The following is an 11,991-nucleotide window of genomic DNA, read 5'->3' as shown; positions in this document are numbered from 1 at the left end:
CGCCCCCGGTCGCGAGCCGGCCGGCCGGAATCAGCGGACCGGGCGCGCCCGCCGCCGCGTCAGGAGCGGTGGCGGTTTCCAGCGCGCGGGCGGTCCGATGACCGGCCGCACTCTGGTCACGGCGCGCAGTCTGCGCGCGCTCGATTGGCTCAACTTTTTCGTCGCCAACGTGCAGACGGGCTTCGGGCCGTTCATCGCCTCGTATCTCGCGTCGCATAAGTGGACCCAGGGCGAAATCGGCATGGTGCTGTCGGTCGGAACCATCAGCGCGATGGTGAGCCAGGTGCCGGGCGGCGCCGCAGTCGACGCGCTGCGCAACAAGAAGGCCGCCGCCGCCTGGGCGATCTTCGCGATCATCCTGAGCGCGGTGCTGCTCGCGGTCAGCCCGACCGTGCTGCCGGTGATCGCCGCCGAGGTGTTCCACGGCTTCGCGAGCTGCATGCTGACGCCGGCGCTCGCGGCGATCTCGTTCGCGCTCGTGGGCCGCGCGAATCTCGGCGACCGGCTCGGGCGCAACGCGCGCTGGGCGTCGATCGGCAGCGCGGTCGCAGCCGGCCTGATGGGCCTGTTCGGCGAGTACTATTCGCCGCGCGCGGTGTTCTGGTTGACCGCCGGGCTCGCGCTGCCGGCGCTGCTCGCGCTCTCGATGATCCAGCGCACCGATACGATCGAACTGCCTCAAGCCGCGCCGACGCCGCAACAGCTCGCACGCCGCGATAGCCTGCGCGCACTGCTGCGCGACCGGCGCATGCTGCTGTTCGCAGCGTGCATCGTGCTGTTCCATCTGTCGAATGCGGCGATGCTGAACCTCGCCGCCGGCGAGGTGACGGCCGGCATGGGCGACAACGTGCAGCTCGTGATCGCGGCCTGCATCATCGTGCCGCAGGCGATCGTCGCGATGATGTCGCCGTGGGTCGGGCGCTCGGCCGAGCGCTGGGGACGCCGGCCGATCCTGCTGCTCGGCTTCTCGGCGCTGCCGATCCGCGCGCTGCTGTTCGCGGGCATCAGCAGTCCGTATCTACTCGTGCCGGTGCAGGTGCTCGACGGTTTGAGCGCCGCCGTATTCGGCGTGATGCTGCCGCTGATCGCCGCCGACGTCGCCGGCGACAAGGGCCGCTACAACCTCTGTATCGGTCTCTTCGGGCTCGCGGCCGGCATCGGCGCGACGCTGAGCACGACGGCCGCGGGCTTCGTCGCCGATCATTTCGGCAACGCGGTGAGCTTCTTCTGCCTCGCGGCGGCGGGCGCGCTGGCGGTGTTCCTCGTGTGGGCGGCGATGCCCGAAACGCGCGACACCACGGCGTCCGATCATGACGACGGCGGCGATGCGCCGCTCGGCGATGGCGGGGAGCCGGCGGCCCGGTAATGTCGGTTCAGCGACGGCGGCCCGGCGACATCGTTTCAGTCACGCCGAACCGGCCGGGCACCCCGCATCAATCGAGAAACTCCCCCGCGCGCTTTCTGAGCATCGCGCTGAAGTCGTCGAGCCAGCCGATCGACAGACGCCAGCTCTGCCAGTACAGATCGACGTCGATATGCTTGCCGGGCGCGATCTCGACGAGTTCGCCGCTCGCGAGATGCCCCGCGATCATGCGCTCGGGGCACATGCCCCAGCCGAGGCTCATCACGCACGCGCGCAGAAAACCGGCGACATGCGGAATCCAGTGCAGCGGCGGATCGAGGTCCGCGCGCGTGATGCGCCGCATGAAGCGTTTCTGCAACTGGTCCTTCGGATTGAAGTCGACGCACGGCGTGCGCCGCAGGCTCTCGCGCGTGACGCCGTCGGCGAAATAGCGCTCGTGAAACGCGGGCGAGCACACCGCGAGATAACGCATGCGGCCGAGGCGCGTCGAGCGGCAGCCTTGCACCGGCTCGGCCTGGGTCGTGATCGCGCCCTGCACGCTGCCGTCGCGAATCCGCTGCGCGGTGTAATCCTGATCGTCGATCACGAGATCGAGCAGCATCTGGCGCTCGACGCAGAACGGCGCGACCGCGTCCATGAACCACGTGCCGACGCTATCGTCGTTGACGGCCACGCGCAGCGCCGGCCACGCCTCGACGAGCGCGCCGGGCTGCGCCGGCAGACGGCCGTTCAACTCCGCTTCGAGCAGTTGCACGCGCTCGGTGTGACGGCACAGCAGCGCGCCCGAGGTCGTCGCCACGCACGGCTGGCCGCGCTTGACGAGCACGCTGCCGACCCGCTCCTCGAGCAGCTTGACCCGCTGCGACACCGCCGACGGCGTGATGTTGAGCTCGCTCGCGGCGCGGTCGAACGAGCCGTGGCGCACCACGGCGGCGAGCGCATCGAGCAGCGCATAGTCCAGCATTAGCGTTCCTTAATCGACATTAAGTAAATTAGCTTCTCTTATGAGACGCGAAACCGCAGACTAGCGCGGTTCGGATTTTCCGTCCATTCCGTCTCTTCGTTTTCTGGATCGTTTATGAACTGGCTGTCTTTTTCTCATGGCGTTGCCCTGTGCGCCTCGCTGATCGTGACGATCGGCGCGCAGAACGCCTTCGTGCTGCGTCAGGGCATCATGCGCTCGCACATCGGCAAGATCGTGCTGCTGTGCACGCTGTCGGATTTCATTCTGATCGGCGCGGGCGTCGGCGGCGCCTCGGCGCTGATGGAGCGCTACCCGGTATTCGTTCACGCGATGCTCTATGTCGGGCTCGCGTATCTCGCGTGGTTCGGCATCAGCGCGCTGCGCCGCGCGCTGCGGCCCGGCCATGCGGTGCTCGACGGCGCGGCGGCCGACGGCGCGAACGGCGCAACGCCCGCGCAAGGCGCGCTGCCGATCGTCCTGATGACGCTCGCATTCACGTGGCTCAATCCGCACGTGTATCTGGACACCTTCCTGCTGATCGGCACGGCCGGCGCGCGCGAACCGGAAGGCGCGCGAGTCGCGTTCGCGATCGGCGCGATGACGGTCAGCGCGGTCTGGTTCCTTGCGCTCGGCTACGGTGCGCGGATGCTCGCACCGCTGTTTCGCCGCGCGACCGCATGGCGCGTGCTCGATGGCGCGATCGGCAGCATGGTGCTGCTGCTGGCGGTGACGCAGTTGCGTTGAGCGTGGGTGCGCCGTCGGTACACATTACGCGCTGCGCGCGGGTGCATGGGGGGCACGTCGAACCGCGCTGCGGTTCTCCCCTCACGCGATGTTTTCCGCCTCGTAGAGACGCCGGCCCGCGGCGTCCTTGCTGCCGAGAATCGGCTTGAAGTCGATCGGCCACTTGATGCCGATGTCGGGATCGGACCACAGCAGGCAACGCTCGAGTTCGGGAAACCAGTACTCGGTGGTCTTCCACACGCACTCGGCGACCTCCGACAGCACGACGAAACCCTGCGCGAAGCCGGGCGGCACCCAGATCTGCCGCTGGTTGGCGTCGCTCAGATATTCGCCGCTCCATTTGCCGAAGTTCGGCGAATTGAGGCGCACGTCGACCGCGACGTCGAATACCTCGCCGCGCACCACGCGCAACAGCCGCCCCTGCGGGCGCTGCACCTGGTAATGCAAGCCGCGCAGGACGCGGTAGACCGCGCGCAAGTGGCGGTCCTGCACGAAGTTGAAACCTTGCGCGACGTCGTCCGCAAATTCGTCGGCGCTGAAGCTCTCGAAGCAGAAGCCGAGTTCGTCGCCGAACACCTCCGGCTCGATGAGCTTCACCTCCGGCAATGCCGTCGACATGACCCTGTTGCCCATCGCCACTGTGCTCGCAAAAACGCTGGCTAGCGAAGACGCGGCCGCGCTCGACAGACGAAGCGCGGCCGCGTCGCGGGCGTGCGCGCCGGCACGCCAGGCAGTCATGTTACGCCTCGGTGGCGGCCCGGCTGCGGGCGCGATACTCGGTGGGCGACAGCGCCATGCGTTTGCGGAAAATCTTTGCGAGACGGTCGCCGTTGCCGGTGCCGCTGCGCCGCGCGATCTTGTCGACCGGCAATTCGGTCTCGGTCAGGAAGTTGCACGCAATGCGCAGCCGCACCTGCAGCAGATAATCCGACGGCGTGACCTGCATCTCGTGCTTGAAGCGGCGCAGGAAATTGCGCTCGCTCATCGCGGCGACCTGGGCGGCGTCGGCCACCGACACCGGGCGATCGCAGTTCGCCTCCATCCAGCGCGCGGCCGCGCGAATTTTTTCGGCGACGCTGAGCGTGCCGCCCTCGGCCGGCAGCGGCACCCACGTCGCGGCCATGCCGGGCATCACGCGGTCGGCGACGCTGCGCGCGAGTTCGGCGCCGAGATCGCGCTTGATGAACATCAGCGCACTGCGCGCGCAGTCGTTGCGGTCGTCGGCGGCGCTGAACGCGGCTTCGCCCGCGGCGGCGGCCGGATAACGGCCCATCATGCCGTCGTGCTCGGTCGGCCCGGCGGCTTCGAGCACGAGGCGGCCTTCGCCGATCGTCTCGATCGCCCGCGTGCGCGACTGCACCGCGCGCAACCAGTTGAGCAGGCGCTCGTCGCGCGCGGCCGCATGCGCGCCGTAGCCGCCCGCGATGAACAGCACGTCGAAGCCGCTGCCGAAGCGCGTGTCGATGCGGTCGGTCCAGATTCGCGCCGACGAGGAACTCGCGACGTTGCCGCCCTCCATCGACAGAAACTGCACTTCGTAGGGCGGGTCTTCGCCGCTGCGCGTATCCGCCAGTTCATTCGCGCTCTGGAACATCTCGACCACGGTGCCGGGCCCGAGCAGCCAGAAACCGTCGAACAGCAGAATGCCGATTCGCCGCGCTGCAGTACGGACATTCAAGGCCGGCGTGTGAAGCCATGTAATTCTCGTTGTATCAAGGTGCATTTGCGGCATGATCTTTCCCTAAACGGTCATACGTGGTGGACCCCGATGCCCCGTAACCGGACGGAACGAGAGAATGAATTATCACGGCCCGAATCAGCAACGATGCCGCTTAAACGATTAGGGTAATGTTAGCGGAATAGACCGCTATAGTAAATTTGAAAAATCTAATTTCCTCATGAAAGGCAATGTATGAGGAAATACGCTATTGATCGTTCGATATGAGTACGCCGCGCAGCCGCGCCGCCACGGCCAGCCAGCCTGATCGAGGCATTGCAGCACCCTGACGGATTCCCATATTCTGGCGTAAAGCCTTTACACAAGGCATTTTCGCGGATTCGGACAAACTTGCCGATAATGCGAAGCCGGCCGATTCGCGCACGGTCGCCCTCTTACCGAACGGCGCGAAATTGTTTCAAACATGAATCGAAAAATGACTCGATAATGACTGTCTAATCTGCATTTTTATTCGCAAATCGGGAATTAATAGCCCGAGCAATGGTCCGTATCGCCGATATATCCGCTCATCGTCAATTGGCATTTCAATTCGGATTTATTAGATGTCTGGAAATGTTTCAATTCTGAAACATCATGGCGCTTTTTCGTCTGATCTGAACGGATGAATACACTAACGCACTTAATAATCAGATGATTAGCTGCAATGCAGCAAAAGACGCCGGTTGACGCGTGAAAAAATGCGGTTGCAACCTCGAAACTTGCAACCGCACACAGCATGACCGCCGGAAAAACCAGGGGCGCCGCCGCAAAAAACGGCTTAGGCCGCGGGCGGGCGAGACCATTCCGGCCGCCTGCCCACGAACCGCGCCACCCCGCCCGACGTCGGGATCAGCCGTTCGTCCCCTCGCCGGCCAGTTCCGCTGCGCTTCGCGTGCGCGCCAGCACAGGCCTGAGCGCGGCGCCCGTGTGACTCGCCGCAATGCGCGACAGGCCTTCGGGGTCCGTCGCGGCGACGATCGTTCCGCCGCCCACGCCGCCTTCCGGGCCCAGATCGATGATCCAGTCCGCTTCGGCAATCACGTCGAGATCGTGCTCGATGACGACGACGCTATGCCCGCCGTCGACGAGACGATGCAGCACGCGGATCAGCTTCGCGACGTCGGCCATATGCAGACCGACCGTGGGCTCGTCGAGCACGTACAGCGTGTGCGGCGGCTTCTGGCCGCGCCGCGTGATGTCGTCGCGTACCTTGCTCAACTCGGTGACGAGCTTGATGCGCTGCGCCTCGCCGCCCGACAAGGTGGGCGACGGCTGGCCGAGCGTCAGATAGCCGAGCCCGACGTCCTTCATCAGTTGCAGCGGATGCCCGATGCTCGTGATCGACGCGAAGAACTCGACCGCTTCGTCGATTTCCATCGTCAGCACGTCGCCGATATTCTTGCCGCGCCACGTAACCGCGAGCGTCTCGGGATTGAAGCGCTGCCCATGACAGACGTCGCACGGCACCTTCACGTCGGGCAGGAAGCTCATGCCGATCGTGCGCACGCCCTGCCCCTCGCACGCGGGACAACGCCCTTCGCCGGTATTGAACGAGAAGCGCGACGCCGTATAGCCCCGCGCGCGCGCCTCGAGCGTGCCCGCGAACAGCTTGCGGATCGCGTCCCACACGCCGATGTAGGTCGCCGGACACGAGCGCGGTGTCTTGCCAATCGGCGTCTGATCGACTTCGAGCACGCGGTCGATGCTCTCCCAGCCGGTGACCGAATCGCAGCCCTGCCACGTATGCGTGACGTCGAGCGGCGCGCGCGGCGCCGAGCGCGCAAGCACGCTCGAACGCCGGTTCGCGGCGGGCTTCTGCTCGGCCGCAGCGCGCGCCCGGCGCGTAGCCGGCGACGACAGCACCGAACGCCCCACTGCGTCGAGCAGATTGGTCATCAGCACATCGCGCGCGAGCGTCGATTTGCCGGAGCCGCTGACGCCCGTCACCGCGACGAGCCGCGCAAGCGGAATGCCGACCGTGATGTCGCGCAGGTTGTGCAGCTTGCCGCCGTGCACGGTCAGCCAGCTCCCGGGCACGGCCGCCGCGCGCTTGCCCGGCGCAACGACTGCGCGGCGCGGCTGCAACGGATGCACGATCGGCTGCGCGAGGAAACGCCCGGTCAGCGAATCGGCTTGCGCGGACAGGTCCGCGACGCTGCCCTGCGCGATCAGCGACCCGCCGCGCTTGCCCGCGCCCGGCCCGATATCGATGATGTGATCGGCGCGCCGGATCGTGTCCTCGTCATGCTCGACGACGACGAGCGTATTGCCCTTGTCGCCGAGCTTGCGCAGCGCGTTGAGCAGAATCTGGTTGTCGCGCGGATGCAGGCCGATGGTCGGCTCGTCGAGCACATAGCAGACGCCCTGCAGGTTGCTGCCGAGCTGCGCGGCGAGCCGGATGCGCTGCGCTTCGCCGCCCGACAGGCTCGGCGCCGCGCGGTCGAGGCTCAGATAGCCGAGCCCGACCTCTTCGAGAAACTGCAGACGGCTGCCGATTTCGCTGACCACGTCGCGCGCGATTTCCGCGTCGCGCCCCGTCATTTCGAGCGTGCCGATCCACGCGCGCGTGTCGGACACGGTCCATTGCGCGACGTCGACGATCGCGTGCGAGTCGAACGTGACCGCGCGCGCGACCGGGTTCAGACGCGTGCCCGCGCAATCCGGACACGGTTCGTCGGCGAGCCCTTCCGGCTCCTGCTCCTCGGACGGCAAGCTCTGCTCGCGGCCGCGATTGTCGTCGACGACGATCGTGTCGTCGTAGGCGGCACGCTGTTCGCGCGTGAGCGACAGGCCCGTGCCGACACAGCTCGTACACCAGCCATGCTTGCTGTTGTACGAGAACATGCGCGGATCGAGTTCGGGGTAGCTCGTGCCGCACACCGGGCACGCGCGCCTGGTGGACAGCACCTTCACGTCGCCAAGCTTCGCGGTGGAGCGGCCGCCGGCGATCGCATCGTGCAAGCCGTCGAGCGGCGCAAGCAGATGCATGACGCCCTTGCCGATGTCGAGCGTCTGGTCGAGCGCCGCGCGCAGTTCGGCTTCGTGATCGGCCGACACGACGAGATCGGTCACCGGCAATTCGATCGTATGCTCGCGGAAGCGGTCGAGCTTCGGCCACGGATCGACCGGCACGAACTCGCCGTCGACACGCAAATGCGTATTGCCGCGCGCCTTCGCCCACTTGGCGAGATCGGTATAGACGCCCTTGCGGTTCACGACGAGCGGCGCAAGGAAACCGACGTGCTGCCCCTTGTGATCGCGCAGCAACTGCGCGGCAATCGACTCGACGCTTTGCGACGTGACCGGCGTGCCGTCGTGCACACAGTGCTGCAAGCCGAGCTTCACATACAGGAGACGCAGGAAGTGCCACACCTCCGAGGTCGTCGCGACAGTACTCTTGCGCCCGCCGCGCGAGAGGCGCTGCTCGATCGCGACGGTCGGCGGAATGCCGTACACGGCATCGACCTCGGGCCGCCCGGCCGGCTGCACGATCGAGCGCGCATAAGCGTTGAGCGATTCGAGATAACGCCGCTGGCCTTCGTGGAACAGGATGTCGAACGCGAGCGTCGATTTGCCCGACCCCGACACGCCGGTGATTACGTTGAACTTGCCGTGCGGAATGTCGACGTCGAGCGCCTTGAGGTTGTGCTCGCGCGCATTGACGATGCGCACCACGTCCTCGCCTTCCACGGCCCGGCGCGCGCGCGCCGCGCTCAGTGCCTTCTGTAGCGGCACGCCGTGCGAACCGGCTTCGTCCGCCGTGCTGCCCGCGGCGCTCATTGCGTCCATCGCGCGGTCGTATTGCAGCAGCGCCTCGCCGGTATGCGATTCCGCGCAAGCCTTGACCTCGTCCGGCGTGCCCGCGCACAGCACGCGGCCGCCGCCGTCGCCGCCTTCGGGACCGAGGTCGATGATCCAGTCGGCCGCGCGGATCACGTCGAGATTGTGCTCGATCACGATCAGCGAATGGCCGCTCGCGAGCAGCTTGCCGAACGCCTGCATCAGCTTCGCGATGTCGTCGAAATGCAGGCCCGTGGTCGGCTCGTCGAACATGAAGAGGCGCTTCGGCAATGCCTGCTTCGCGCCGCGCGCGCTACGCGCCTGCGCCGATTCCGCGAGAAAGCCCGCCAGCTTGAGGCGCTGCGCCTCGCCGCCCGATAACGTGGGCACCGGCTGGCCGAGCTTCACGTATTCGAGGCCCACGTCGACGATCGGCTGCAGCACGCGCAATACTTCGGCATCTCTCGCGAAGTAAGCGGCGGCCTCGCTGACGGTCAACTCCAGCACGTCGGCAATGCTCAGCGCACGCGCCGGCTCCCCTCGCTCGATCTTCACTTCGAGCAGTTCCGCGCGATAACGCCGGCCGTCGCAATCGGGGCAGCGCAGATACACGTCGGAGAGGAACTGCATTTCGATATGCTCGAAGCCCGAGCCGCCGCAGGTCGGGCAGCGGCCGTCGCCCGAGTTGAAGCTGAACATGCCGGGGCCGTAGCCGCGCTGCTGCGCGAGCGGCGCCTTCGAGAACAGCTTGCGAATTTCGTCGAACGCGCCGACGTAGCTGGCCGGATTCGAGCGCGCGGTTTTGCCGATCGGCGACTGGTCGACGAACACGACGTCGGTGACCTGGTCCGCGCCCTTGAGCGCCTTGAACGCGCCCGGCGCTTCGGTGGCGAGGCCGAAATGCCGCGCCATGGCCGGATACAGCACGTCCTGCAGCAGCGTCGATTTGCCGGAGCCCGACACGCCCGTCACGCAAACGAGCCGCTCCAGCGGAATCTCCACCGTGACGTCGCGCAGATTGTGCTCGCGCGCGCCTTCGAGCACGATGCGCGGCGTGCCGGCCTCGACCGGACGGCGCGACCAGTGCGCGGCGTCCGCAACATGCCGGCGGCCGCCGAGGTATTCGCCCGTGAGCGTGCCCGACGAGCGAATCGCCTGCGGCGCGCCGTCGAAGATGATCGAGCCGCCGCGCTCGCCCGGCCCCGGCCCCATGTCGATCAGCCGGTCGGCCGCGAGCATCACCGACGGATCATGCTCGACCACGACGAGCGTATTACCCGCGTCGCGCAGCCGGTGCATCGCCTCGACGATGCGGTTCAAGTCGCGCGGATGCAGGCCGATGCTCGGCTCGTCGAGCACGAACAGCGTCTTGGTGAGCGAGGTGCCGAGCGCCGTGGTCAGGTTGATGCGCTGCACCTCGCCGCCCGACAGCGTGCGGCTTTGCCGGTCGAGCGTCAGATAGCCGAGGCCGACGTCGCACAGATACTTCAGGCGCGTGCGCACTTCGGCGAGCAGCAGCTTCAGCGCGTCGTCGAGCAGCGCGCTCGGCAAGGTGATGTCGTCGAAGAAGCGGCGGATGCGCTCGATCGGCATCAGCATGAGGTCGTGCACGGTCAGGCCCGGCAGCGCTTCGAGCTGGGCGCGCGACCAGTGCACGCCGTGCGGCATGAAACGCCGCGCGAGCGCGAGCACGTCGTTGGCATTCGCCTTGCTGCCGAGACGCCAGAGCAGCGACTCGGTTTTCAGACGCGCGCCGCCGCAGGTTTCGCATGGCGTGTAGCTGCGGTACTTCGACAACAGCACGCGGATATGCATCTTGTACGCCTTCGATTCGAGATACTCGAAGAAGCGTTTGACGCCGTACCAGTGGCTTTGCCATTTGCCGTTCCAGTCCGGCGAACCGTTGATGACCCAGTGGCGCTCGGCGTCGGTCAGCTCGCCCCATGGCGTGTCGCGGCGGATGTCGGCCTTCGCCGCATAGCGCATCAGATCGTCCTGGCACTCCTTCCATGCGGGCGTCTGCATCGGCTTGATCGCGCCTTCGCGCAGCGTCTTGCGCGCGTCGGGAATCACGAGCCCGAGGTCGACGCCGATCACGCGGCCAAAGCCGCGGCAGACGTCGCACGCGCCATAGGCCGAGTTGAACGAGAACAGCGCCGGCTGCGGGTCCGCATAACGCAGATCGCTTTCGGGGCTGTGCAGGCCGGTCGAGAAGCGCCAGATGTGCGGCTCGGCGGCCTGCCCCAGCGGCTCGTCCGGCGCGGCCGGCAGCACGTAGATATTGACGCGCCCGCCGCCGCGCTTGAGCGACGCCTCGATCGCCTCGACCACGCGCGCCTTGTCGACCGAGCGCAGCCGGAAGCGGTCGGCCACCACGTCGAGCAGCTTGCGCCGGCCGGTGGGCGACTCGACTTCGCGCTGCGCCTGCACGCGCGTATAGCCGCTCGCCGACAGCCATTGCTCGACTTCCTGCTCGGACGCCGATTCCGGCAGCTCGACCGGAAACGTGACGACGAGCCGCGGCTCGTCTTGCGCGGTGCGTTCGAGCAGTTCCGCGTAGATCGTCTCCGGCGTGTCGTGTCGCACCGGCAGCGCGGTCTGCCGGTCGAACAGCTCGGCCGCGCGCGCGTAGAGCAGCTTCAGATGGTCGTTGAGTTCCGTCATCGTGCCGACCGTGGAGCGCGAGCTGCGCACCGGGTTGGTCTGGTCGATCGCAATCGCGGGCGGCACGCCGTCCACGCGATCGACCTGCGGCCGGTCCATGCGGTCGAGGAACTGCCGCGCGTAGGCGCTGAAGGTTTCGACGTAGCGGCGCTGGCCTTCCGCGTACAGCGTGTCGAACACGAGGCTCGACTTGCCCGAGCCGGACGGCCCGGTGACGACTGTCATTTCGCCGGTGCGCACGTCGAGATCGACGTTCTTGAGATTGTGCTGGCGCGCGCCGCGAATCCGGATGGTGCCCTGGGGTTTGCCGTGCGTGCCGCCGGTGGTGCCGTGGCTTGCACCGACGCCTGATTCCTGAGCTGTGTCGTTAGATGACAATTTTTCCGACCGTCTGAATGAGTGGAATGGGTGGGCCACCTCTCACGGCCCTATTGCAGCCTTCTCGCAACCGTCTCGCAGCCTTCTCGCAGCCTTCTCGCGGCCACGTAAGTCCGGTGCGGCCCCGGTCACGCGCCGGGCAGTCCCGCGCCGAACGCGGGAGCCTGCGCGGCGCACCGCAAGCCTGGTTGCAACGGGATACTATACTGTATGTTTATACAGTTTTCCATGACGCGGCCCGGCCCGCTTGCGAGCCTTGCCGGATCGGGATGGCGGGCGGGCAAAACCCTGCCCGCGACACGGGCACGACACGGGCACGACACGACACCGCTTCCAGCCAACCGCGCACGCCATCCGCGCGCAACCGGTCCCGCGCACCGC

At 66.9% G+C, this 11,991-nt stretch carries 6 protein-coding genes; 2 read left to right on the top strand and 4 right to left on the bottom strand.

The features are described 5' to 3' along the window. The first annotated feature begins 97 nt into the window (after positions 1-97). Positions 98-1,366 (top strand): MFS transporter, encoded by a 1,269-nt coding sequence (locus F3J20_RS24540; RefSeq protein ID WP_167040347.1) that lies wholly within the window; start codon positions 98-100, stop codon positions 1,364-1,366. Positions 1,367-1,433: 67 nt separating this feature from the next. Here the strand turns inward: F3J20_RS24540 and F3J20_RS24535 are convergent, their stop codons facing one another. Then, positions 1,434-2,327 (bottom strand): LysR family transcriptional regulator ArgP, encoded by an 894-nt coding sequence (locus F3J20_RS24535; protein WP_167040349.1) that lies wholly within the window; start codon positions 2,325-2,327, stop codon positions 1,434-1,436. A gap of 114 nt (positions 2,328-2,441) precedes the next feature. Between F3J20_RS24535 and F3J20_RS24530 the strand changes: the two genes are divergently transcribed. Further along, entirely contained in the window at positions 2,442-3,071 is a 630-nt protein-coding gene (locus tag F3J20_RS24530; RefSeq protein ID WP_167040351.1) for a LysE/ArgO family amino acid transporter, read from the top strand. An 81-nt stretch (positions 3,072-3,152) separates the two neighbouring features. Here the strand turns inward: F3J20_RS24530 and rfbC are convergent, their stop codons facing one another. From rfbC to uvrA, 3 genes are all read right to left on the bottom strand, one after another. Then, a complete protein-coding gene (rfbC, locus tag F3J20_RS24525) occupies positions 3,153-3,704 on the bottom strand; it encodes a dTDP-4-dehydrorhamnose 3,5-epimerase (protein WP_167040478.1) in 552 nt (183 codons plus the stop codon). A 106-nt stretch (positions 3,705-3,810) separates the two neighbouring features. After that, positions 3,811-4,803, bottom strand: coding sequence for a helix-turn-helix domain-containing protein (locus F3J20_RS24520; protein WP_167040353.1), 993 nt, complete (start codon positions 4,801-4,803; stop codon positions 3,811-3,813). 834 nt (positions 4,804-5,637) lie between these two features. Then, positions 5,638-11,523: an excinuclease ABC subunit UvrA gene (gene uvrA, locus F3J20_RS24515; protein ID WP_167284785.1), complete on the bottom strand. Its 5,886-nt coding sequence runs from the start codon at positions 11,521-11,523 to the stop codon at positions 5,638-5,640. Between the last annotated feature and the right edge of the window lie 468 nt (positions 11,524-11,991).

The sequence above is a fragment of the Paraburkholderia sp. Cy-641 genome, from assembly GCF_011752945.1.
GTDB lineage: Bacteria > Pseudomonadota > Gammaproteobacteria > Burkholderiales > Burkholderiaceae > Paraburkholderia.
This window is presented reverse-complemented; position numbering and strand designations above follow the sequence as displayed.

Excerpts from the sequence above, each read along its gene's own strand:
- F3J20_RS24540 (WP_167040347.1), top strand. The coding sequence starts at position 98 with ATGACCGGCCGCACTCTGGTCACGGCGCGCAGTCTGCGCGCGCTCGAT.
- F3J20_RS24535 (WP_167040349.1), bottom strand. The coding sequence starts at position 2,327 with ATGCTGGACTATGCGCTGCTCGATGCGCTCGCCGCCGTGGTGCGCCAC.
- F3J20_RS24530 (WP_167040351.1), top strand. The coding sequence starts at position 2,442 with ATGAACTGGCTGTCTTTTTCTCATGGCGTTGCCCTGTGCGCCTCGCTG.
- rfbC (WP_167040478.1), bottom strand. The coding sequence starts at position 3,704 with ATGGGCAACAGGGTCATGTCGACGGCATTGCCGGAGGTGAAGCTCATC.
- F3J20_RS24520 (WP_167040353.1), bottom strand. The coding sequence starts at position 4,803 with ATGCCGCAAATGCACCTTGATACAACGAGAATTACATGGCTTCACACG.